General features: G+C 32.6%; 20 protein-coding genes and 1 pseudogene. 13 read left to right on the forward strand and 8 right to left on the reverse strand.

The features are described from left to right. The first annotated feature begins 189 nt into the window (after positions 1-189). A complete protein-coding gene (ftsY, locus tag QLS71_RS12895) occupies positions 190-1143 on the forward strand; it encodes a signal recognition particle-docking protein FtsY (protein ID WP_308992682.1) in 954 nt (317 codons plus the stop codon). A gap of 27 nt (positions 1144-1170) precedes the next feature. Here ftsY and QLS71_RS12900 read toward each other — a convergent pair whose 3' ends face one another. Further along, positions 1171-2229, reverse strand: a complete 1059-nt coding sequence (locus QLS71_RS12900) for a serine hydrolase (protein WP_308992681.1) — start codon at positions 2227-2229, stop codon at positions 1171-1173. Between the two features lie 175 nt (positions 2230-2404). On the opposite strand from QLS71_RS12900, the gene rimO reads away from it, so the two are divergent. Further along, complete coding sequence (gene rimO / locus QLS71_RS12905) at positions 2405-3712, forward strand: 30S ribosomal protein S12 methylthiotransferase RimO (RefSeq protein WP_308992680.1); 1308 nt, start codon at positions 2405-2407, stop codon at positions 3710-3712. 11 nt (positions 3713-3723) lie between these two features. Here rimO and ttcA read toward each other — a convergent pair whose 3' ends face one another. After that, a complete protein-coding gene (gene ttcA / locus QLS71_RS12910; RefSeq protein ID WP_308992679.1) occupies positions 3724-4512 on the reverse strand; it encodes a tRNA 2-thiocytidine(32) synthetase TtcA in 789 nt (262 codons plus the stop codon). 331 nt (positions 4513-4843) lie between these two features. Beyond that, a pseudogene (locus QLS71_RS12915) lies at positions 4844-5179 on the reverse strand (transposase); the annotation flags it as partial. Positions 5180-5523: 344 nt separating this feature from the next. On the opposite strand from QLS71_RS12915, the gene QLS71_RS12920 reads away from it, so the two are divergent. Further along, positions 5524-5778 (forward strand): hypothetical protein, encoded by a 255-nt coding sequence (locus QLS71_RS12920; RefSeq protein WP_308992678.1) that lies wholly within the window; start codon positions 5524-5526, stop codon positions 5776-5778. A 113-nt stretch (positions 5779-5891) separates the two neighbouring features. On the opposite strand, the gene secA is transcribed toward QLS71_RS12920, so the two are convergent. From secA to QLS71_RS12935, 3 genes are all read right to left on the reverse strand, one after another. Next, positions 5892-9245, reverse strand: a complete 3354-nt coding sequence (gene secA / locus QLS71_RS12925; protein WP_308992677.1) for a preprotein translocase subunit SecA — start codon at positions 9243-9245, stop codon at positions 5892-5894. A gap of 164 nt (positions 9246-9409) precedes the next feature. Next, on the reverse strand, positions 9410-9631 hold the full coding sequence (locus tag QLS71_RS12930; protein ID WP_044638512.1) for a DUF2795 domain-containing protein: 222 nt from the start codon (positions 9629-9631) through the stop codon (positions 9410-9412). A 301-nt stretch (positions 9632-9932) separates the two neighbouring features. Then, a complete protein-coding gene (locus tag QLS71_RS12935) occupies positions 9933-10505 on the reverse strand; it encodes a cob(I)yrinic acid a,c-diamide adenosyltransferase (protein WP_308992676.1) in 573 nt (190 codons plus the stop codon). 215 nt (positions 10506-10720) lie between these two features. On the opposite strand from QLS71_RS12935, the gene QLS71_RS12940 reads away from it, so the two are divergent. Beyond that, a complete protein-coding gene (locus QLS71_RS12940) occupies positions 10721-12823 on the forward strand; it encodes a DUF5723 family protein (RefSeq protein ID WP_308992675.1) in 2103 nt (700 codons plus the stop codon). A 74-nt stretch (positions 12824-12897) separates the two neighbouring features. Here the strand turns inward: QLS71_RS12940 and QLS71_RS12945 are convergent, their stop codons facing one another. Together QLS71_RS12945 and QLS71_RS12950 are read right to left on the reverse strand one after the other, a co-directional pair. Then, positions 12898-13668 carry a class I SAM-dependent methyltransferase gene (locus QLS71_RS12945; protein WP_308992674.1) on the reverse strand — a complete coding sequence of 257 codons (771 nt, stop codon included), beginning with the start codon at positions 13666-13668 and terminating at the stop codon, positions 12898-12900. A 61-nt stretch (positions 13669-13729) separates the two neighbouring features. Beyond that, positions 13730-15592 carry an ABC-F family ATP-binding cassette domain-containing protein gene (locus QLS71_RS12950; RefSeq protein WP_308992673.1) on the reverse strand — a complete coding sequence of 621 codons (1863 nt, stop codon included), beginning with the start codon at positions 15590-15592 and terminating at the stop codon, positions 13730-13732. Between the two features lie 103 nt (positions 15593-15695). On the opposite strand from QLS71_RS12950, the gene QLS71_RS12955 reads away from it, so the two are divergent. From QLS71_RS12955 to QLS71_RS12995, 9 genes are all read left to right on the forward strand, one after another. Continuing rightward, the gene (locus QLS71_RS12955; RefSeq protein ID WP_308992672.1) at positions 15696-16487 is read left to right on the forward strand and encodes a polysaccharide biosynthesis/export family protein; all 792 of its coding nucleotides are present in this window, start codon (positions 15696-15698) and stop codon (positions 16485-16487) included. A 9-nt stretch (positions 16488-16496) separates the two neighbouring features. Further along, complete coding sequence (locus QLS71_RS12960) at positions 16497-18962, forward strand: polysaccharide biosynthesis tyrosine autokinase (protein ID WP_308992671.1); 2466 nt, start codon at positions 16497-16499, stop codon at positions 18960-18962. An 84-nt stretch (positions 18963-19046) separates the two neighbouring features. Beyond that, positions 19047-19835, forward strand: coding sequence for a 3'(2'),5'-bisphosphate nucleotidase CysQ (cysQ, locus tag QLS71_RS12965; protein ID WP_308992670.1), 789 nt, complete (start codon positions 19047-19049; stop codon positions 19833-19835). Positions 19836-19840: 5 nt separating this feature from the next. After that, positions 19841-20425, forward strand: a complete 585-nt coding sequence (gene cysC, locus QLS71_RS12970; RefSeq protein ID WP_308992669.1) for an adenylyl-sulfate kinase — start codon at positions 19841-19843, stop codon at positions 20423-20425. Between the two features lie 17 nt (positions 20426-20442). Beyond that, positions 20443-21288, forward strand: a complete 846-nt coding sequence (locus QLS71_RS12975) for an ABC transporter permease (protein WP_308992668.1) — start codon at positions 20443-20445, stop codon at positions 21286-21288. Between the two features lies 1 nt (position 21289). Then, complete coding sequence (locus QLS71_RS12980; RefSeq protein ID WP_308992667.1) at positions 21290-22474, forward strand: ABC transporter ATP-binding protein; 1185 nt, start codon at positions 21290-21292, stop codon at positions 22472-22474. Further along, positions 22467-23285, forward strand: coding sequence for a hypothetical protein (locus tag QLS71_RS12985; RefSeq protein WP_308992666.1), 819 nt, complete (start codon positions 22467-22469; stop codon positions 23283-23285). Before QLS71_RS12980 ends, QLS71_RS12985 begins: the two co-directional genes overlap by 8 nt. Further along, positions 23285-24034 carry a class I SAM-dependent methyltransferase gene (locus tag QLS71_RS12990; protein ID WP_308992665.1) on the forward strand — a complete coding sequence of 250 codons (750 nt, stop codon included), beginning with the start codon at positions 23285-23287 and terminating at the stop codon, positions 24032-24034. The genes QLS71_RS12985 and QLS71_RS12990 overlap by 1 nt, the downstream gene beginning before the upstream one ends. 4 nt (positions 24035-24038) lie before the next feature. After that, positions 24039-25202, forward strand: a complete 1164-nt coding sequence (locus QLS71_RS12995; RefSeq protein ID WP_308992664.1) for an acyltransferase — start codon at positions 24039-24041, stop codon at positions 25200-25202. Positions 25203-25263: the final 61 nt, after the last annotated feature.

Below are 25263 nucleotides of genomic sequence, written 5' to 3' on the forward strand. Positions count from 1 at the left end.
TTAACGGTAGGATTATTGTAATAATAATGTAGGAGTTTGCATAAAGAGCGAAATTTTTACTGTATCTTTTAAATGATTTTAAAAAGAAAACTGCTTTAAACGTGGAACATTCATAAATCCAAAAATGTTTTACAATTGAGTAATCTCTAACGCAAACGTCTCAATAAATAAACAAATCAATTTAGAAAAATGAGTTTTTTTAAAAAAATATTTTCATCAGAAAAAAAGGAAACCCTCGATAAAGGGTTAGAGCAAAGTAAAACCAGTTTTTTTGATAAATTAAATAAAGCAGTAGCAGGAAAATCGACAGTAGATGATGCTGTTTTAGATAATTTAGAAGAAGTTTTAGTGTCTAGCGATGTAGGTGTTAACACTACGCTTAAAATTATCGAACGTATTGAAGTACGTGTTTCTAAAGATAAGTATCTAGGAACCGATGAGTTAAACCTTATTCTTCGTGAAGAAATAGCAAGTTTATTAAGTGAAACTAATTCAGGTAACGAATCGGAGTTTACAGTGCCTCAAGATAAAAAACCTCACGTAATTATGGTAGTTGGGGTAAATGGTGTTGGTAAAACCACTACCATTGGTAAGTTAGCTTTCCAATTTAAAAAACAAGGATATAACGTTGTTTTAGGGGCGGCCGATACGTTTAGAGCAGCTGCCATAGACCAACTTCAAGTTTGGGCAGATCGTGTAGATGTGCCATTAGTAAAACAATCTATGGGTTCCGATCCTGCTTCTGTGGCGTTCGATACCTTAAAAAGTGCTGTGACACAAAATGCCGATGTAGTAATTATAGATACCGCTGGACGTTTACACAATAAAGTAAACCTTATGAACGAACTTACCAAAGTAAAACGCGTGATGCAAAAGGTAGTTGCCGATGCACCTCACGACGTTTTATTGGTTTTAGATGGTTCTACAGGTCAAAACGCATTCGAGCAAGCAAAACAGTTTACAGCAGCTACCGAAGTAACTTCACTAGCAGTTACAAAACTAGATGGTACAGCTAAAGGTGGTGTTGTTATTGGAATTTCAGACCAGTTTAAAATTCCTGTAAAATATATTGGAGTGGGTGAAGGTATTGAAGATTTGCAAGTGTTCAATAAATTTGAGTTTGTAGATTCGTTTTTTAAATAAGATTTCTGCGAAAGCAGGAATCTCCTGTTAATTAACGAAAGCATTAAGTTTTCTCCATAAATCATTATCAAAATTTGAAAGGGCAAAATTAGAGTCTTCTGCTGATTCTCCCATTCTAATAATGACTAATTTTTTACTAGGCACTATATAAATTTTTTGATCATTTTTACCTAGAGCAGCATACATATCGTCTGGTGCATTCGGGATTAATTTACCATTAAATTCAATTTGAGTTTGTGGTAAATGGTAAGTCGTTTTCCCGTTTAACCACCATAAATAACCATAAGCCTTATTAATGTCTTGCGAGGTATTGGTAGCTTCATTCAAATAACTTTCAGGTACAATTTGCGTATTTTCCCATTTTCCTTTCGCTGAAATCATCAAGCCAAAACGTGCCATACTTCGGGTGTTACTGCCATAAACACTTAAATCACCTAAATTAGCCCAAAGCCCATTCATGCCAATTTTATCTCTGAGTTTCGTGTTAAAATAACTGTTCCAAGTTTGATTACTTGCTGCAGCAACTACATCTTGCATTTTCACATATACATTATGATATGCCCACCGTATACCTGAATCAACTAAATATTGAAGGTTTTCTGGTGATACATCATCACCCAAACTATCATCTAAACCAGAATTCATAGATAGTAAGTTTTTGCAAGTTATCAGGTTTTCTTTGTCTAACGATGCACTAGTCCAGCCGATTCCTAAATAATCAGATACTTTATTGTTGATATTTATTAAGCCTTCTTGTTGTGCAATACCGCAAACGGCAGTTGTTAATGTTTTACCGGCACTTGCCCAATACCATGAAGCAGTTTTACTATGTCCGTTAAAATAGTCTTCCCTTACTATTCTACCGTTATAAAGTATCATAAAGCTTTTAGTGCTTTTTTCTTCTAAAAAAGAAAGTAAAGGTTGTAATTCACTGGTATTCCAGCCTAGATCTTCTATAGTTTTTGTTTCCCAAGTTTCGGAATTTATGGGTGGAAAATAAAGTGTTTCAGACTCAACAGGTTCGTCTTTTGAACAATTTAAAAAAGACATCATTACAATAAACACTAAAAAGTATTGGCATTTCATAGGGTAGATTTTAATATTAGGACATTCAAATATAAAAAAGGTTTAATAAGTGAGTTAAAAACTCGAAAGTTAAAAGTTGTTTTTGTTTTGAACTTATGTTGTATAATTTAAAAATCGTCGATCTTAAATCGTTAATCTTAAATCATTCCCTATCTTTGCACACTTAAATTTTGGTATGAGAACGAAATCACTTAAAAAGAATAAGATTAATGTAGTAACGCTTGGTTGTAGTAAAAATGTTTACGACAGTGAAGTGCTAATGGGGCAATTAAAAGCCAGTGGAAAGGATGTTGTTCATGAAGAAGAGGGTAATATAGTCGTTATTAATACCTGTGGATTTATTAATAATGCCAAAGAAGAAAGCATAAATACTATTTTAGAATTTATGCAGAAAAAGGAAGAAGGCGAAGTTGACAAGGTGTTTGTAACAGGTTGTTTGAGCGAGCGTTATAAACCAGATTTACAAAAGGAAATCCCTAATGTTGATGCGTATTTTGGTACTACTGAATTACCGGGGTTGCTAAAAGCTTTGGGAGCCGATTATAAACACGAATTGATAGGTGAGCGTTTAACTACAACACCAAAAAATTATGCCTATTTAAAAATTGCCGAAGGTTGCGACCGCCCTTGTAGTTTTTGTGCCATCCCGCTAATGCGTGGAAAACATAAAAGTACGCCTATTGAGGAAGTGGTTATTGAAGCTGAAAAACTAGCAGCCAAAGGCGTTAAAGAATTAATTTTAATTGCACAAGACTTAACCTATTACGGTTTGGATTTATACAAAAAACGCAACCTTGCTGAATTATTAGAGGCACTTGTAAAAGTAGAAGGGGTCGAGTGGATTCGTTTGCATTATGCATTCCCTACTGGATTCCCAATGGATGTGTTGGAGGTTATGAACCGTGAACCAAAAATTTGTAATTATATAGATATTCCATTGCAGCATATTTCAGATTCTATTTTGAAAAGTATGCGTCGTGGTACGACTAAAGAAAAAACCACCCAGTTACTTAAAGATTTTAGAGTAGCGGTACCGAATATGACGATTAGAACTACACTAATTGTGGGGTATCCTGGTGAAACGGAAGAAGATTACCAAATATTAAAACAGTGGGTTAAAGACATGCGTTTTGAGCGTTTGGGTTGTTTTACTTATTCTCATGAAGAAAACACACATGCTTATAATTTAGAAGATGATGTGCCGGAAGAAGTGAAACAAGAACGTGCCAACGAGATTATGGAAATCCAGTCTCAGATTTCTTGGGAATTAAATCAAGCAAAAATAGGAGAGACCTTTAAAGTGGTTATCGACAGAAAAGAAGGTAATTATTTTGTGGGTCGTACCGAATTTGATTCACCTGATGTTGATAACGAAGTGTTGATTGATGCTAGCAAAACCTATATGAAAACAGGGGAGTTTGCAACTGTTAAAATTACAGAAGCGGCTGATTTTGATTTGTATGCCGAAGTTGTTACAGCGTAATTAGTGATTCCTTAAACCAAAGCATCGTCTTTAGAAACCATATCTTGTAGCGACGAAAAGTCGTAAATTTTACGATCTAATAAATGTGAAGGCGATACATTTTGAAGCGCATTCATCATAACAGAAGTTCGATCAGGGAAATCGGTTTCCCAATCGGCTATCATTTGTTTTACTTTTTTGCGTTGTAAATTCTCTTGAGAACCACATAAATTACATGGTATTATAGGGAAATTCATGTACTCGGAATACACCTCTATATCCTCTTCTTTACACAAAGCAAGAGGTCGTAGAATCACCAAATTACCTGCATCGTTTCTAAACTTAGGAGGCATTGATTCTAATTTGCCAGCGAAAAAAAAGTTCAATAAAAAAGTTTCTATAATATCATTTCTATGGTGACCCAGTGCCAGTTTATTGCAATTTAAATTCTTGGCAGCTTCATATAAAGTACCACGTCGCAACCTAGAACACAAACTACAGGTTGTTTTGCCTTCAGGTGTTTTTTCCATGACTACCTTATAGGTGTTTTTCTCAATAATTTTATAATCTACACCTAAATTGCTTAAATAAGTGGGTAGCACCTCTACAGGGAAACCGGGTTGTTTTTGGTCTAGATTTACCGCAATAATATCAAAAGAAATAGGAGCTACTTTTTGAAAGTGAAGCATCATATCGAGCATGGTATAACTGTCTTTACCACCCGATAGGCAAACCATAATACGATCGCCTGCTTCTATCATTGAAAATTGTTCTAGAGCTTCACCCGTAGCACGTAGCAATTTTTTTGTAATCTGTTCCATAGTCTCCATGGGTGCAAAAGTAATATTTTAAAGCTTTTGAATGGATACTTTTTTTTTGGGGGTGGCATAAATTTGGAAATTTATTTTTAGATGTAAATAAGAACTATTTAAAAATAGGCGGGCAGTTTTTCGTTTAATTTTACAATTTGATCAGTTTCAATTGACTCTATCGGTTGTTAAACGAGGTTCTATTTTTTTCTGATAATTTCAAGTAGGATGGAACAAAAAGAGGTCGTTTAAAAAGTAATTTTAGACGATTTTTTTTTTGACTCAAATTAAATTATTGAAAGAACAGTTTTAAATAGCATAAAGACAAAATGGCAAAGTTATCTTATATAGCTAGACTATACTTTTTAAGGTTGTGTGCCATTGCAATTAAGCCTATTTCTACATTTACTTTGTCGATGCCCCTTAACATAAAGCGTTTAAAGTTCATGTTTTGCTTAATATTTCCAAAAACAGCTTCCACATCCCAGCAACATTGTTTTCTTTTGGCCACGCCTTGTTCACTGGTAAGTAAAATTCTCGCTTTAGACTTGAGTCGTATCAGGTTGTAATTACGTTCTATAATACGATTTGTTTTAGATGTATGGCAAAGACTTCTCAGTGGGCAACCGTTGCAGTTTTGGGCTTGATACCTGTGTAAATTTTTTTTTTCGAAATTCTCATTAAACCATAGAATTAATAATTTGATTTTTCTATAATTAAGGTTCTAGTTAAAAATATTTGAATAGAAAAAGAGGAATATTTTAATACTTTTTATTGTGACTTAATTAAAGTTTAAAAATTTTCTTGTGGGTATAAGTAGAATTCAAAGGTTTGCAATAAAAACGAATTAGACTTTTATTTTGAGAATTTCGCTAACCTTAAATAGTCGTTGAAGTTATATTTTTACTTATTAAATATAAGAATTTATAAATGGTAATTCTATAACTCAAATTAAAATTGTTGTAATTAGTTTCTTTTATGTTGGATGTATATTGCACTCATATTAATCTAAAAACATAGAAGATGAAAAAAGGAATATTCAGTCTGGTAAATTTTATAAGTTTTGCTTTATTGACCTCTTTGGTATTAGTTGCTTTTACAAGCTGTAGAGAAGAGAAAGCAAAAACCGAAACTGTAATAATCGAAAAACAAGTTGAAAAGCCTGTAGCGCCTAAAGCAGAAGAAAGTGACGGAACATCGCTTAGTATAGATAATGATGGTGTTGATTTTTCAACCAAAAAAGGAAAGAAAAAAACAGAAATCACTATAAAAGATTAAAGTGATTATATAAATTTTGAAAACAAAAAAAACCGACATTGTCGGTTTTTTTTGTTTAAATCTGAAATCAATATACAGATTTTATTGTAAGTCCAGTTTTCGCATGAATAGGTTTAATCTTCAACTAAAACCCAGTCGCCTTTAGCTAATAAAGGTTCGGCTTGTTTGTATTTAAGGGTTTTATTTTCACCATTAATAACATGTTTTATAGTTACTTGGTCGTTACGTCCAATTTTTGGTTTATCACGTACAATGGTTTCAACGACTTGTTGCTGGCGTTGGGTATTACCCGCAGTTCTACTTTGTGCAGAACGTTCATCTAAATTAGGTATTTCATCCTTTTGTACATTCAATTTTTCTTGTTTGCGTTCTCTAGCTTCTTGAATGGTGTGTTGTGTTTCTTGAGGCAATTCTCCTTTAAATAAGAATGAAATTACATCTTTATTGACTTCATCAATCATGGCTTTAAACAATTCAAACGCTTCAAATTTATAAATAAGTAATGGGTCTTTTTGTTCGTGTACAGCTAATTGTACCGATTGTTTAAGCTCATCCATTTTTCTTAAATGAGTTTTCCAAGCATCATCAATAATGGCAAGTGTAATGTTTTTTTCAAAGTCGGTAATTAATTGTTTACCGGCAGTTTCATAAGCTTTTTCAAGATCGGTAACAACATTTAATGTTTTAATACCATCCGTAAAAGGCACTACAATACGTTTGAATTTATCGCGTTGTGTTTCGTATACATTTTTAATAACAGGGAATGCAAGGTCTGCATTACGAGTCATTTTTTCTTTATAATGATCAAACGCAGCACGGTAAACTTTGCCTGTAATTTCTTGAGCTGAAAGTTTTCCGAATTCAGCTTCAGTAATTGGCGAACTCATTGAAAAATAACGAATCAATTCGAATTCAAAGTTTTTAAAATCGCTAGCCGTTTTATTGGTTTCAACAATACCTTCGGTGGTATCGAAAATCATATTCGCTAAATCTACACGAAGACGCTCGCCAAATAAGGCATGGTGACGACGTTTGTAAACCACTTCACGTTGGGCGTTCATAACATCATCATACTCTAATAAACGTTTACGAACACCAAAATTGTTTTCTTCTACTTTTTTCTGAGCGCGTTCAATCGATTTTGAAATCATAGAATGCTGAATCACTTCACCTTCTTTTAATCCCATTCTATCCATCATTTTTGCAATACGCTCACTACCAAATAGGCGCATTAAATTATCTTCTAATGATACATAAAATTGCGAACTACCAACATCTCCTTGACGTCCTGCACGACCGCGTAACTGGCGGTCTACACGACGTGAGTCATGGCGCTCTGTACCTACAATAGCCAAACCACCTGCTTTTTTAACTTCATCACTCAGCTTAATATCGGTACCACGACCCGCCATGTTGGTTGCAATGGTTACTTGTCCAGATTTACCAGCTTGATCAACAATTTCAGCTTCTTTTTTGTGTTGTTTTGCATTTAATACGTTGTGCGGAATTTTACGAATGGTAAGCATTTTACCAAGTAACTCACTAATTTCAACGGAAGTTGTACCAATAAGAACCGGTCTACCAGCTTGTGAAAGTTTAGTAACATCATCAATAACCGCATTGTATTTTTCACGTTTCGTTTTATAAACTAAATCTTCTTTATCATCTCTAGCAATGGGTTTGTTAGTTGGGATTTCAACAACATCTAATTTGTAAATCTCCCAAAACTCCCCAGCTTCAGTAACCGCAGTACCAGTCATACCAGATAGTTTACGGTACATTCTAAAGTAATTTTGAAGCGTTACCGTTGCAAAAGTTTGTGTAGCATCCTCAATCTTTACATTTTCTTTGGCTTCAATGGCTTGGTGTAATCCGTCAGAATAACGACGCCCATCCATAATACGGCCTGTTTGTTCATCAACAATCATTACTTTGTTGTCCATAACCACATATTGAATGTCTTTTTCAAATAATGCGTAGGCTTTAAGTAATTGGTTAAGGGTGTGGATACGTTCTGATTTTACACCAAATTCTTTATATAATTCTTCTTTTAGTTTTGCTTCTTCTGCTAAAGGTAAATTCTGACTTTCAATTTTAGCGATTTCAATACCTATTTCAGGCATGATAAAAAAGTCTGGATTGTCTTTCCCAGAAATATATTCCACACCTTTATCGGTAAGCTCTATTTGATTGTTTTTTTCTTCAATTACATAGTACAATTCAGCATCAACTTTTGGCATTTCGCGGTTGTTGTCTTGCATATAAAAGTTTTCGGTTTTTTGAAGCAGTTGTTTAACACCTTCTTCACTTAAAAACTTAATAAGTGCCTTGTTTTTAGGAATCCCACGGTATGCACGTAGTAATTGAAAACCACCTTCTTTAGTATCTCCAGAAGCGATTAATTTTTTTGCTTCGGCTAAAACTCCTGTTAAATACTTGCGCTGTACAGCAACAATATCGTCTATTTTAGGTTTTAAATCGTTAAACTCATGGTGTTCTCCTAATGGAATAGGTCCCGATATAATTAACGGTGTACGTGCATCATCAACTAATACCGAATCTACCTCATCCACAATAGCGTAGTGGTGCGGTCGTTGAACCAAATCGTTTGGTGAATGCGACATGTTATCACGTAAATAATCGAAACCAAACTCGTTATTGGTTCCATAAGTAATGTCGGCATTGTAAGCTTTTTTACGTGCATCCGAATTTGGTTGATGGTAGTCAATACAATCAATCGTTAATCCATGAAACTGAAAAATAGGAGCCATCCATGCGCTATCGCGTTTTGCTAGATAGTCGTTTACAGTTACTAAATGCACACCTTTACCAGCAAGAGCGTTTAAATACATTGGCAAGGTTGCTACTAAAGTTTTACCTTCTCCTGTATGCATTTCGGCAATTTTACCTTGGTGCATCGCAATACCACCAATAAGTTGTACATCGTAATGTACCATATCCCAAGTAATAGGTTTTCCAGCGGCATCCCAAGAGTTAGACCAAATGGCCTTGTCGTTATCTAAAGTAACATAATCGTTATCGCCAGATAATTCTCTGTCGTAAGTACTTGCGGTAACAGTTATACTGGTATTATTTGTAAAACGTTTAGCTGTTTCTTTAACGACAGCAAAGGCTTCTGGTAAAATATCGTTTAAAACATCTTCGGTAGTTTTGTAGGCATCATCTTTAAGTTTGTCAATGTCTAGATAAATATCTTCGCGTCTATCAATATCTTCGGTGTTTTCTGCTTCTTCAAGTAACTTGGCGATTTGGTCGTTTATAGGTTGAATGGCTTCTGCTATTATGGCCTTAAACTGTGCTGTTTTAGCCCTTAGTTCATCATGTGATAATCCTTCTAAAGCAGCTTCAAAAGTTTTAATTTTACTAACAATAGGGGTGATGGCCTTTACATCTTGTTTTGATTTGTCTCCGACAAATACTTTAAGTACAGAATTTAAAAAACTCATGTTGTATATGTTATGTGTTATCTAGGAACTTCCTAGTGGTAAATTATTTTGTTTTGGTTGCTTTTTAAAAGCAACCAAAGATACATTTTGTTATATGTTTTATAAAGATTTAAGACAAAAAAAAAGCCTCAATACGAGACTTTTTAACTTTTCTTTATGCTTTATTAATATTCATCCTCATTCCAAAGGTAATCTTCATCTGTTGGATAATCAGACCAAATTTCGTCAATTGAATCGTAGGCATCACCTTCATCTTCAATAGACTGTAAGTTTTCAACAACCTCTAAAGGAGCACCAGTTCTAATAGCGTAATCTATCAACTCGTCTTTTGTTGCTGGCCAAGGTGCATCACTTAAATACGATGCTAATTCTAAAGTCCAATACATTTTTGTGCGTTTTAATTTTGTGCAAAAATAAATTTTTAGTTCAAACACACAAGAAAAAAATGAATTATTTAATTATTATTTTTAAGAACGTGTTGTTTTTAATTCTAAATAGCTTGAATTGAATGTTTTAATTTGGGCGTTTCCCTATCGGGTCGGGCTTTTGGCAGTCGCTCTCTGCGAGTAGCTCCAACAATGCCTCAATCCCTAACGCAACCATAATTTCAATCCAAATATCGTTTCAAATTATATTTATAAATATGAATGATTTGAGTAAATTGATGAAATTGTATAAAAACAATCTTTAATGCTTCTCAGGAACCCATTTAATCTCGTTTGCTTGCAAGTCATAAGTCAACTTTCGTGCCAATACAAAAAGGTAGTCAGAAAGACGGTTTAAGTACATTAAAGTATTAGGTTCAATCGTTTCAATGTCATTAAGTGAGGTCGCTAAGCGTTCTGCTCTGCGGCATACGCAGCGTGCAATATGACAGAATGACACCGTTTGGTGTCCACCCGGTAGAACGAAATGCGTCATAGGAGGTAAAACCTCATTCATAGCATCCATTTCATATTCTAAACGTTCAATGTCTTCAGTCGATATTTTAGGGATATTCAAACGTTCATTACCATTTTTTAAAACTGCTTTTTCGGGATCGGTTGCCAAAATAGCACCAACTGTAAAGAGCCTATCTTGAATATGTATAAGTAAATCTTTGTAGTGCGCATCAATGTCTTGGTCACGAATTAATCCCATATAGGAGTTTAATTCATCAACAGTACCATAACTTTCAATTCTTATATGATGTTTGGGTACACGGGTACCCCCAAATAATGCTGTGGTGCCTTTATCACCTGTTTTGGTATATATTTTCATGTTAATAGTTACAAATGTTAAGTGTTTTTTGTTGGAGATGTTCTCTTTTTTCTTCTTATTTTAAACATTACGAATTTAATAAGTTATAGTATAAAGAAGCCTACAATGTGGAGTTTTTATAATAATGATGGCTTTTTTTAAGAATTTTAACATGTTTTAACAATAAACGTTTATTTTTGCCGCAAAATTTAAACCCAAATCTAAAATTAAAATTTATGAAGAAAATTACTTTTATCTTTTTATTCGGTATAAGTTCGGTGTGTGTTGAAGCGCAATCTTATGTCGGGTTTCTTACAGACAACTATAGTGGTGTAAATAGTGTTATTGCCAACCCTGCTAATATTACAGATTCTCGTTTTAAAACAGATATCAACCTAGTTGGGGTTAGTGTGTTTGGTGGGAATGATTATTATGGAGTAAACATTATGGATGCATTTAAGGATGATTATGATTTTGACTTGGATGCAAAAAAACATCCTTCAAAAGATAATAATGCAGCTATAAATTTAGACGTTATGGGGCCTGCGTTTATGTTTAATTTAAATAAAAAGAGTTCTATTGCCATTTTTACGAGAGCACGATCTATGGTTAATATTAATGAAATTAATGGAACCACTATCGATAATGTTGATGATGATACCACTGATGATTTTAACGTAAACGAAGGAGATTTTAATATGTTTACGCATGCATGGGCAGAACTTGGTGTTACTTATGCTAGAGTATTATTTAATGAAGAAGAGCACTTTTTAAAAGGAGGTCTTACTTTAAAGTACCTTCAAGGTGGAGGTACCGCTTATGCTGTGGGTAAAAATGTAACCATAGATTATGATGCGGATGGAACCGATTTAGGAGGTGGGGAATCAACAGGTAGTATTTCCTCTACAGGTCAAATAACATATGGGCGTTTTGCCGACTTTGATAATGATGATTATGATTATGAACTTCCTGATGCTTCAGGTTTTGGTGCCGATTTAGGTTTTGTTTATGAATGGAGACCAAACTATGCAGATTATACAAAGACTAACGCGGCTGGGGATTCGTATACTCAAAAAGATAAAAATAAATACAAATTAAAGTTAGGTTTGTCTATTACCGATATTGGAAGTATTAAATATAAAGAAGGATTACAAGATACTTACGATATTACTAATACAGGTATAAATGAAGACGATTTTGAAGATGCTGATGATATTGATGATATCTTAAATACTTTTTATACTTTAGAAAAAAGTTCTCAAGGTATCAAAGCGAAGTTGCCAACAGCACTTCACCTAAATGCCGATTGGAGTTTTAATAGTAAACTTTATGTTAATTTAAATACCGATCTTTCTCTTGTTTCTAAAGGAAAAGAAAATGCAAGTCGTATTTCAAACACCCTATCGTTAACACCTCGTTTTGAAAGTAAATGGCTTAGTTTTTATGTGCCATTAAGTGTTGTTGAAAATAACGGATTTCAAGCTGGTGCTGGTTTAAGAGCAGGACCATTATATGTTGGATCAGGATCGGTTCTTACAGCATTAACTGGAGATAATAGTAAAGGAGCGGATGTTTATGCAGGCTTAAAAATACCTATTTATCAAGGAAAACCAAGAGATAAAGACGATGATGGTATTATAGATAAATTAGATAAATGTCCAAAAGTTGCAGGACCTATTGAAAATAATGGTTGTCCTTGGGGAGATAAGGATAATGATGGCATATTGGACAATGTAGATGCATGTCCTGAAGAAGCAGGCCCTGAAGAAAACAATGGTTGTCCTTGGGGAGATAAAGATGGAGACAGTCTTTTAGATAATGTTGATGGATGTCCAGAAGTAGCGGGTCCTGTAGAGAATAACGGTTGCCCATGGAAAGATAGCGATAACGACGGTGTTTTAGATAAAGATGATAATTGTATTGATGTACCTGGTACTGTTGCAAACAACGGATGCCCAGAAGAAATTGTTCCAGAAGTAACGGAAGAAGTTCAAAAAACATTAAATGCGTATGCAAAAACCATTTTGTTCGATTCTGGTAAATCCACTATCAAATCTGTGTCTAATGGCGTACTTAATGATATCGTTAATATTTTGGCTAAATACCCTAATGCTAAGTTTTCTATAGAAGGACATACTGATAGTGTAGGTAACGATGTGTCTAATCAAAAACTATCTGAATCTAGAGCGAGTTCAGTTATGACTTTCTTAATAGAAAAAGGAGTAGCATCAAGCAGATTATCATCAACAGGTTTTGGTGAAAGCAAGCCAATGGCTACGAATGCAACAAGTGCTGGACGTGCTGATAACCGTAGAGTTGAAATAAACTTGGTTAAGTAAGTAGAAGTACTCAATTATAATATAAAAATCTCAGAGTTTAAATACTCTGAGATTTTTTTTGTGCTTATAATAAGCTAAATTCTAATAATAAAGTGCTCTTTAATCTGTTCTTTTCTAAAAAATATAAAACCCCAAAAGAAGGTGTCAACCGTTACAGTTACTTGTGGGTGTTGTTTCATGGTTTCCCAGGCTTCAGTCATGCCTTCCGACCAATAAATATCATCAAAAATAAAAACAGAATCGTTATGGGCTGTTTTCAATAAGGTTTCGAAATAATTTAATGTTGCTTCTTTTTGATGATTGCCATCGAAGAAGATGAGATCGTAGGTGTTTGATGATAAATCTTTAACATTAGTATCAAAATTTCCACAAATTAAATCGATGTTATTCAATTTGTGGACCTTGAAATTAGTCTTTGTAAATTCTGAAATATCAGGACAACCTTCAATACTTGTTATTTTCGATTTCGTATTTCCTAAACGCATCGCATGTGTAGCAATACCTAAAGAGGTGCCCAATTCTAATATGTTTTCAAAATTAAAATAGGAGGTAAGCCTGTATAAAAGTTGTGCTCTTTTATTAGTTGTTCCCGCATTTTTAGCAATTTCAGAAATAAAGCGCTCACACTGTTTTGATACCTGAGAACCAACGCCTAAATCGGTTACTTTAATTTTACCTTTGTTTTTTAATAGTTCTTTTTTGTAATTTAAAATTTTTTTGTAACCCTCATAATTAGAGTGGTCGTAAAAACATTTGGTAACTAAATTATACACAAAAGGTGAGTGAACACCATGTTGGTTGGTCGATTTTATTATGAATTTTATGTATGATTTAATTTGATGCATAAAAGTTTCAGAGTTTCAGAGATTTGGCTTTGTTACTTTGCAACTTAGTGGCTTTGTTACTTTATTTATCCAATTTCTCCTGTAATTCCATCCAACGTATTTCTTTAGCTTCCAATTCATCAATGATTTTTTGTAAAGCTTCCGAAAGTTTGTTTATCTCATCGGGTGTTAAATCGGGATTGTTGAATTTGGCTTCCAACTCTTTTTTATCAAATGCTAATGAATTTAATTTACTTTCGATATTTTTAAGCTCTTTTTCTTCGCTGTAGCTTAGTTTATTATCTTCTGTTTTTTTCCAAGCATTTTTTTCCTTTTTGTCTTCCGAAGCATTTGAAATGGTGGGTTGACTATCTTCATAAACTCTATAATCGGTATAGTTTCCAGGGAAATCTTCAACAACACCTTCACCTCTAAAAACGAAAAGATGGTCTACTACTTTATCCATAAAATAACGGTCGTGCGATACCACAATCACACAGCCCGGAAAATCTAATAAGAAGCTTTCTAATACATTTAGGGTTACAATATCCAAATCGTTAGTGGGCTCATCCAGTATTAAGAAGTTCGGGTTTTGTATAAGAACGGTACATAAATACAAACGCTTACGCTCACCGCCGCTTAGTTTTTCAACAAAATCATATTGTTTTTTTCGACTGAATAAAAAGCGTTCTAGTAGTTGTTGTGCGCTAATTTGTTTGCCTTTTTTTAAAGGAATATAATCGCCAAATTCTCGAATAACATCAATAACCTTTTGGTTGGGTTTTACAGTAATACCGTTTTGGGTATAATAGCCAAATTTAACCGTTTCACCAACAGACACTTTTCCAGAATCTGGTTTTGCTGTTTGGGTTAAAATATTTAAAAAAGTGGTTTTTCCAGTACCATTTTTACCAATAATACCTGTGCGTTCACCATTTTTAAATAGGTATTCAAAACCATCAAGTATCACTTTGTCTTTAAATGATTTTGATACATTATGAAACTCCACCACTTTACTGCCCAAACGTTCCATATTGAGTTCGAGTTGTACTTCGTGGTCATTCCTACGTTGACTAGCGCGGTGTTTTATATCGTGAAAATCGTCTATACGCGATTTCGATTTTGTGGTTCTGGCCTTTGGTTGGCGGCGCATCCAATCCAATTCTTTTTTGAAAAGTTGTTTAGCTTTACCTGTTTCTACTTCGGTTTGTTCTATTCTAGCCTCTCGTTTTTCTAAGTAATAGGAGTAGTTGCCTTTATAATTGTAAAGTTGTCCTTCGTCTAATTCAATAATTTCATTACACACACGCTCTAAAAAGTAACGGTCGTGTGTAACCATAAACAGGGTGATATTTTCTTTAGCAAAAAAGGATTCTAGCCATTCAATCATTTCTAAATCTAAATGATTAGTAGGTTCATCCAGAATTAATAAATCGGGTTTATTTATTAAAGCATTAGCTAACGATAAACGTTTTTTCTGCCCACCAGAAAGCGAGCCTACTTTTTCATCTAAATTTTCAAGTTTTAATTTGAAAAGTATTTGCTTGTATTGTGTTTCAAAATCCCAAGCTTGGTACTGTTCCATTTCTTCGAAGGCTTTTTGATAGGCATCGGCGTCATCTGGATTTAAAAGCGCATGCTCATAATTGGAAATAACTTTCAAAATGGGATTATCACTTGCGAAAATGGTTTCTTCAACCGTTAAGTTTTTATCTAGTTTTGGATCTTGCGATAAAAACGAAACCACAATACCATTTCTATAAGTAATGTTACCGGAATCGGCTTCATCATCGCCAGAAATAATATTTAGAATAGAGGTTTTACCCGTCCCATTTTTAGCTACGAAGGCTATTTTTTGGTCTTTATGGATACTAAAAGAAATGTTTTCGAAAAGGTTTAGTTCTCCGTAAGATTTCGATATATTTTCAACAGTTAAATAATTCAAAAGGCTATTTTTTATGCAAAGAACGTATAAAAAACCAAAAATTCAGTGATAAGTTTTATTGTTCATTATGAAAAGTTATATTTGTGATAAATCAATTACCCCTATGGCGAAACAAATATTCTTGCTTATTTGTGTAACAATCAGTGTTTTATGTTCTTCGTGTATCACCAATAAAGATGTTGTTTATTTACAAGATAAAGGTACAATTAAACAAGATTCTATATTGATTAAGGAATTATCTAAACCCTACAGAGTTCAAATTAACGATATTTTAAGTATTAATGTAAAAGCTTTAGATAATGAACTTACTGCTATTTTTAATCCAATAGAGGGTACTAATTCCGGAAGTTCTGGCGGTGGTCTGTATTTTAGTGGTTTTACTGTTGATTTACATGGTAATATTAAATTTCCCATTTTAGGAGAGATTAATGTTTTGGGTTTTACAATTAAAGAAATAGAAAATAAAGTAAAAAGTGAATTATTAGCACAGTATTTTAAAGAATCGGCACAATTGTTTGTAACCGTTAAATTGGCTGGGTTAAGATATACTACCATAGGAGAGGTTGGAACGGGGGTACAGACTCTTTATCAAGATCGTGTAAATATTCTTGAGGCTTTGGCTAATGCGGGAGATATCAAGCAGACGGGAGATAGAAGAGATGTCTTGGTAATTCGGCAATACCCGGATGGACAAAAAATACATCATATAGATTTAACAGATATTGCGGCTATGCAATCGCCCTACTATTATATTCAACCCAACGATATTATATTAGTAAAACCCTTAAAACGTAAAGCTTTAGGTGCAGGACAAACGGCTACACAAACGTTAACAACGGTTGCTTCTATTCTGTCTGTATTAGTCTCTACTTATTTTTTAGTTAAAAATTTATAAGCTTTTAATATGAATGATGAATTTGAAGTATCGGAATCGCAGTTTCAATCGCTATTTGATTTTAAAGCTTTTTTATTTAGAGCTTTAGGCTATTGGAAACTCTACATACTTTTTATAGGGATAGGCGTTTTTATTGTGTATCAACAAAATATAAGAAAGCAACAATCTTACCGATTAAGTACTCAAATTTCAATAGAAGAAGAATCTAATCCATTATTTACATCAACTACCAGTTTAACATTTAATTGGGGAGGCGTGTCAGGAAAAGTACAAACCATGATGACGTCTTTAGGCTCACGTTCTATACACGAAAAAGTAGTAGATAATCTTCAGTTCTATGTGTCTTATTTAAAGCAAGCACGCTTTAGAAAAGATGATATTTATAAACAAGCGCCTTTTAGAATTAAGTTAATACCAAATACGAATCAAATTTTAAATGTTCCTGTAAAAATTGTTTTTATAGATAAAAACCTCTATGAATTGACTTTTAATTTCGAATCCAATGTTGTAAAAACACAAAACTTTACTACTAAAGAAAAGCTTAATTTAGATGTACCTGTTCAAGAACTTAAAATGGAATTTACTTTGGGAGAACCAGTCATACTTCCTTATTTTAATGGTACTATTGAATTAGCAGATAAAAGAATAGCAAATATTGGTGATGAATATTTTATACAGTTTAGCGATTTTGATGCCGTTGTTGCTAATTATAATAACCGGTTAGCAATAGATAACCCAAGAAACTCTGCCATATTAAATTTAAGTATGGTAGATGTTAATAAAGGTAAAATTGTAGATTATTTAAATGAAACTGTTCAAGTTTTAAGCGAGGATCAATTAAATAGAAAAAATCAATTTGTTACCAATACCATAAATTTTATAGATGCACAGTTAGAAAGGGTAAAAAGTCAGCTTACATTAAATGCAGATTCTTTAAATAATTACAGGGAGCAAAATAAGATTTATAATTTAGATGGGGAAAGTGCCATTGTAAATAGTAAATTAACTAATTTAGAATTAGAGAAAGATAATATGAATAGGAAACTTGCCTATTATGCCAGTTTGAAAACCTATTTAGAAACAAGTAACAGCTTTACAGATGTTCCTGCGCCGTCAATATCTGGGATTGATGATGGTAACATACTTTCAAACATCGGAAAGATTAATCAATTATCGGTACAAAAATCTAAATATGAATCTACAGTAAGAAAAGATGCCTTAATTTTTGATGATCTTAACAGACAGATAGAGGGTATAAAAACGGTGCTTCTGGAAAATATCAGTTCTGCAACTAATGGAATAAAGAGAGAAATGCAATCTATAAATTCTAAAATTGTAGAGGCCGAATCGGAAATAAGAAGATTACCTAAAGCGCAACAAAAATTATTGAGTATCCGACGTCAATATGCTTTAAGTGAGCAAACCTATAATGTGTTTTTGGCTAAACGAGGCGAAGCAGATATAATTAAATCAGCAAGTGTTTCAGATGTGTTAATTATAGACACCGCCAAAGATACAGGAGCGATCCCAATTGATTTAAAATTAAGTTCAAGATATTTGTTTGCTGTAATTGGAGGGCTATTAATACCATTATTACTAGCCTTTTTACTAACTTTTTTTGATAATAAAATTCATAGTCCACAAGTTTTAGAGAATCAGTCTAAAATTCCTTTATTAGGTGTGGTTGGCAAAAGTAGTTTAGAAAGTAATTTAATTGTGCATTTAAAACCGAAATCTGTTGTAGCCGAATCTTTTAGAGGCATTAGATCGAGTTTGCAATATATGTATAGTAAGCGAGATTTAAATAGTTCAAAAACAGTTGTTCTCACATCATCTGTAAGTGGAGAAGGTAAAACATTTTGTTCTATAAATATTGCCACAGTTTTTGCTTTAAGCGGTAAAAAAACAGTGTTGGTAGGTTTAGATTTAAGAAAACCGAAAATTTTTGGCGATTTTGAAGTAAAAAATGACAAAGGCGCAGTAAACTATTTAATTGGACAAAAAAGTCTTGAAGAAATCGTTCAACAAACAAATGTCCCTAATTTAGATGTTATAACATCAGGTCCTATACCGCCTAATCCTTCGGAGTTATTGATAGGTGAAAAAACAGATGCTTTAATGGCAGAACTAAAAGAAACCTATGATTTTATAGTACTAGATACACCTCCAATAGGCTTGGTGGCAGATGCCTTTGAGTTATTAAAATATACGGATGCCACTATTTATGTGGTTAGACAAGATTATACTGAAAAGGGTATGTTAAACCTTATTAACGATAAGTACGATAAAGGAGAAGTTAAGAATTTAAGTTTTATATACAATTGTTACGACCAGAAAGGGAAATATGGCTACGGATATGGCTACGGATATGGCTACGGATATGGCTATGGCCATTATGCTAATGGGTATCATGAAGAAGATGGGGCTAAAAAAGGCTGGTTAAGTAAATTAAAAGGAATGATTAAAGTAAGTTAAACACGCTAGGTCTATGTCTACTCTAATTCAGGGTTTAATAAAATAATTAGAGATGGTTTTGATATGTGTCGAGTTAATACAAGAATGAATACATTACTTATAACAGCTATTAAAAGTGCTATTTATGCGGGTGCAGAAATAATGAAAATTTATTCTGGTAGTTTTGAGGTAACATTAAAACAGGATAATTCCCCGTTAACTATCGCAGATGAACATGCTAATACGATGATTAACTCTTATTTAGAGAAAACAGAAATTCCCATTATAAGCGAAGAGAATAAACAAGTTGTATACACCATTAGAAAAGATTGGGATACTTGCTGGATAGTCGATCCTTTGGATGGTACTAAAGAGTTTATAAAGCGAAATGGTGAGTTTACGGTAAACATAGCTCTCATAAAAAACAATAAGCCTATTTTAGGAGTTATTTATGTGCCAGTATCCAAGACTCTTTATTATGCCAATGTTTCGGAAAATAAAGCTTATAAGTATGAGTTAAATTCACATGAATATACTGAAAGTATATTTCAAAATAGTGTAGAATTAACACCTAAAAAGAATGATGATAATCAAATCAAAATAGTAGGAAGTCGTTCTCATAAAAGTGAAGAAACAGAGGGTTTCATCAACATTTTAAAGTCAAAAGGAAAAGACATTGATTTAGTTTCAAAAGGAAGTTCATTAAAATTTTGCTTGGTGGCAGAAGGCAAAGCCAATATATACCCTAGGTTTGCACCAACCATGGAATGGGACACCGCAGCGGGACATGCCATTTGTAGTGCTGTAGGTTTAAAAGTGATGCAGATTAATGAAAATAATGAATTGCAGTACAATAAACAAGATTTGTTAAACCCTTATTTTATAGTACAATAAAGTCAATGAAGCATAATAAAAAGCAAAATTACAGTGTAAATAGATTAGGCAGAGCATTAATAAACAAGCATAAGCCATGTTTAATTTGGTTTACGGGGTTGTCGGGTTCAGGTAAATCTACCATTGCTAATTTGTTGGAAAAAGAATTACATAAAAAACAAATACACACTTATACCTTAGATGGAGATAATTTACGTCGTGGTTTAAACAAAGATTTATTGTTCACAAAAGAAGATCGTATAGAAAATTTAAGGCGTACCGCCGAAGTGGCTAAATTATTTATAGATGCAGGCTTGGTAGTTATTGCAGCTTTTATTTCGCCATACAACAAAATACGGGAAGATATAAAAGCCATTGTTGGAAGTGATTATTATATTGAAGTATTTGTAAATACACCATTAGAAGTATGTGAACAACGCGATATAAAAGGCTTGTATAAAAAAGCACGTTCAGGAGAGATTAAAAATTTCACAGGAATCAGTTCGCCTTTTGAAAACCCGATAAGTCCAACGATAGAAATAAAAACCCTTAAGGAAACTCCAGAAGAAGCGGTTTCTAAAATTTTAACACTTTTAGAAAATAAGCTATAATAAACTTAGATATTTGAATGCAACTTGAAACTAAAATATATCAAAAAGAAAACAACTTAAAAGTTGGAAATCTCTTAAAAGCAACAGCCAAAGATTTTTTTAGGTCTCATTTTTTAGCAAAACAATTGGCAACTCGAGATATTACATCACAATACAGACAATCGTATTTAGGGATTATTTGGGCGTTTATAACCCCCATATCTTCCGCTTTTGTTTGGATTTTTTTAAGTGCAACTGGAACCATACAACTTTCCGATACAGGTGTGCCCTATCCTGTATATGTATTTTCAGGAACTTTAATATGGTCTATAATAATAGAGTCTATTAATTCTCCAGCAAGTAATACCAATGCCGCTCGTGGTATTATGACCAAAATAAATTTTCCAAAAGAAGCTTTAGTATTATCGGGCATTTATAAACTGCTTTTTAATAGTTCAATTAAAATTGGATTGTTAGTTATTTTAATTTTTGCATTTGGAGTAGGGTTTCATTGGTCTTTGTTGTTATTTCCACTTGCCATACTGGCTGCTATTTTGTTTGGTACCACTATGGGTTTGTTTTTAACACCTATAAGCCTTATTTACAACGATATTGCTAAAATTATTAGTATGGGGTTAAGTCTGTTAATGTATATAACACCAGTAGTTTATGCCATCCCTAAAGATGGATTAATGAAAACGGTTATGGAATTAAATCCATTTACACCACTAATTTTAACAGCAAGGGCGCTTGCTTTAGGAAATACAACGGAATATTTAGCCTATTTTTCCTGGGTTTTTATAGTAAGTGTATTATTGTTTTTTATTGGGTTGATGCTTTACAGAATTTCGATACCTATTATTGTAGAACGTTTAAGTGCATAAGATGGAAAATAATGAGGTATTGATAAGGGTAGAAGGACTTTCTAAAAAATTCTGTAAAGATTTAAAAACCAGTTTGTGGTATGGCATTAAAGATTTGGTTTCAAATATTCAAGGTAATAAAAATGATAGATTGCTGCGCGATAAAGAATTTTGGGCAGTAAAGGATATTAATTTTGAACTGCGCCGTGGTGAATGTTTAGGTTTGATAGGACATAACGGTGCTGGAAAATCTACTTTATTAAAAATATTAAATGGCTTAATTAACCCAGATGCAGGCAAAGTAACCATCAAAGGACGAGTAGGTGCGCTTATTGAATTAGGGGCTGGTTTTAATCCCATTTTAAGCGGCCGTGAAAATATTTATAATAATGGGGCTGTTTTAGGCTTTACCAAAAAAGAAATAGACGCTAAAGTTGAGGAGATTATAGATTTTGCTGAAATACGTGAGTTTATAGATATGCCCGTGCAAAATTACAGCAGTGGCATGAAAGTGCGTTTGGGTTTTGCGGTAGCAGCGCAAATGGAACCGGATGTGCTTATTATTGATGAGGTTTTGGCGGTTGGTGATGTTGGGTTTAGAGCAAAGTGTTATGAACGTATTTCAGAATTAATGAAATCATGTTGTATAATTTTAGTAACCCATTCAATGCCACAAGTTTCTAAAATATGTACAAAATCCATATTAATGCATAAAGGACAAATTAAAGCTCAAGGTAATAATGGGGATGTTATTGAAGCTTATTATGATGATAATTTTGTTGAGGATAAAATGACTGTGATTCAATCCAATAATTGCAAGCTAGATTATTTTAAAACTGATAAAAGGCAATTTAATGGTGAGGTGAGGAATTTTGAAATTAAATTGGGAATAATTTCTGAAAAAGATTTAGAAAATATAGAACTTAATCTAGTTATAATGAGTAGGGAATTATCCCCCGTATGTCAAGGTAGCTCTAAATTTTTAAAGCAGGATATAAGATTAAAACAAGGGTTAAATAAGTTTGTTTTTTCAATAGATAATATTTATTTGAATACGGGATTATATAAGTTTGCGCTTACCGTAGATGATTGTTTATCTAGTAAAAAATATTTGTGGGTTCAAAATTTAAACCCTATAAAATTTATTAATGAATTTACTGGTATTAGTCCTGTAATGTTGTCAGGAAAATGGGATAGAAATGATTAAATTGTTTAAAAAGGATAATAGAATATACCACATAGCAAGTATGGCTAGGAGTGGAGAAACTTTAATGCTTAAAACACTTGCAGTACATCCAGAAATCGTGGTAGTACATAATTTAGATAAAAATGATGATATAGTTAAAACACAGGCCTTTGAATTCTTGAAGTCTTATAAAAAAGAATCTATACCAAGAAATCATCCTGTCATTAAACCATATAATCTTAGTAAAAGTCAAATATTACTATTAAAACAAGGAGTTTGGAAGCATCCTTATCCCTTTAAGGGGTTTGTCTTATCAAGAAATCCAATTTCTATTTATGCTAGCTTAAAAGTTTATGATAAAGATTTACCAGAATATCACGATAAAGATAATTTTTGGTTTGGCAATAAAGAACGAATTTTTAGATGGTTAAAGGATATTGATAAAGAGTCAATTCCATTATTTAAAAGAAAAACACCTGTTGAACAATTTTGCATGTTTTATAATTTAAGAATGAAACAGCTTTTAGATACCAAATTGCCCATAATTAGGTATGAAGATTTAATTTTAAATACAGAAGTCACATTAAAAAAGGTATGTGGTTTACTCAATGTTGGTATGGATAAAAAGCTTTTAAGCGCACATGATTTTTATGGGTCTGGTCTTGAAGGTCATGGTAAAAATGATTTGTCAAAACCTATTGATACATCATCATTAACTAAGTATAAGAAAAACATAACAAAATTTGAGTTTGATTATATAGCTAAAAACACTTTCCATGTTTATAATCAATATGGGTATAAAATTGTTGATTTTAAAGTAGATTTAGAATAATGAATAAAAAAATCAATAAACTTTTAAGTTATTTTGGGGTTAAGTTAATTCGAATAAAAAATAAACCAAATCTAGCTAAAGAGATAGTCGTAGAAAGCAGTGGCGCTACGCTAAATAGCACTGTTCAAGAACCTTACAATCAGCTGCCTTTTTCAGGGGAAGCATTAGAGAAACTTATCGCTAGTTTTAATTTTCAAACGGTCTTGGATATTGGCAGTGGAGAAGGAAAACATAGTGATGTTTTAAAAGCTAGAGGTAAAAAGGTGACTTCTATAGATTTTGGTAATTCCATTTATTTTGATAAGCGAACGGATAACCATACTTGCATTGTGGGAGATTATTATACTTATAATTTTGAAGAACCATTTGATGCTATTTGGGCATCACATGTTCTAGAACACCAACCCAATCCCAATTTGTTTTTAAAAAAAATATTCAGTGATTTAAAAGAAGGAGGTGTTTTGGCAATAACGGTACCACCTTTGAAACATGAAATTGTTGGTGGTCATGTAACTTTATGGAATGCAGGATTATTACTTTACCAATTAGTAATGGCTGGTTTTAACTGTAAAGATGTTTTTATCAAATCCTATGGATATAACATAAGTGTAATTTTAAATAAAAAAAGCATTGATAAATATCCTGACTTAAGTTATGATAGCGGTGATATTTTAAAAATGAAAGATTTTTTTCCTAGTGGTTTTGGTGAACCTTTTGATGGAGATATTAAAGAATTAAATTGGAAATAAGGATTTGAAACAATTACCATTAATAGAAGGGATACGGGGATATTTAGCTTTATGGGTAGTGTTTGATCATTTGCTGGGTTTTAGCGGTTATGGGGTGTCTAGTTTGAATTTCTTTTTTAAAATAGTACGTTCTGGTTGGTATGCAGTTGATATTTTTATTATTATAAGTGGTTTTGTAATATTTTATCTTCTTGAAACTAAAAGAGAGACTTATAAAGTTTTTATAATTAGACGTTTTTTTAGATTATGGCCATTATTTATAATTTTATTTTTTGTTGCTATACCATTTTCATCTATTATTATAGATAATGCTACTGGATTTTCAGAAATTTATCAAGGAGTTCTGATTGGGGATGGAAAAATCAATGAACGTGTTGTATCTTGGAAAGATAATATGTTTTGGCATATTTTGGCACATATACCAATGTTACATGGTGTTTTACCAGATGTGATATTACCGTATTCGCCTGGAGCTTTTTTAGGGCCTGCTTGGAGTATATCGTTAGAGTGGCAATTTTATTTAATAGCACCTTTTCTTTTCATTCTTAAGAATAAGTGCAAAAAATACGGTCTAATTTTAATTTCATTGATTTTTGTGGTATTGTGTTTTTTGGGGCAAAGAATTGATGATATACAATTTGGAGCTTTTTTACCCATGCATGCTGAATTTTTTTTATTAGGAATATTTTCTTTTTATTCTTTTAAATGGGTTTATGAAAATAAATTTTTCCATAATGGGAAATTGTTTTATATAGTCATAATTATAACGAGTCTTTTATATTTCATTCTCGATTTTAAGCTATTCTATTTGCCTTATTTTTTATGGATTAATTTCTTTGCGTTAATTGTTGATTACACAACAAAAAAGACGTTTGAATTAAAGATGATAGTATTTTATTTGTTTGAATCAAAACCAATTAAGTATTTAGGGAAAATTTCATATAGTATTTATTTATCTCATGTTTTAGTTATATATATTACTCAATATTTTATTATTGAGTTTTTACCGAACGTGTCTCAAAAACACCATTTACTTATTTTAGGATTGTTTACAGTAGGATTAACTGTTTTTTTTTCAGGGTTGTTGTATAAATATCTAGAAGTTCCTTTGATTAAAAAGGGGAATGTAATTGCTAAAAAACATGGAATTAATTTATCTTACTGTTGATATAGAAAAAGAAAATTTCCTCTATACAACTTTGGAAAAATTTTTTAATGGAGATATAAAA

It is taken from the genome of Mariniflexile litorale (assembly GCF_031128465.2).
Lineage (GTDB): Bacteria > Bacteroidota > Bacteroidia > Flavobacteriales > Flavobacteriaceae > Mariniflexile > Mariniflexile litorale.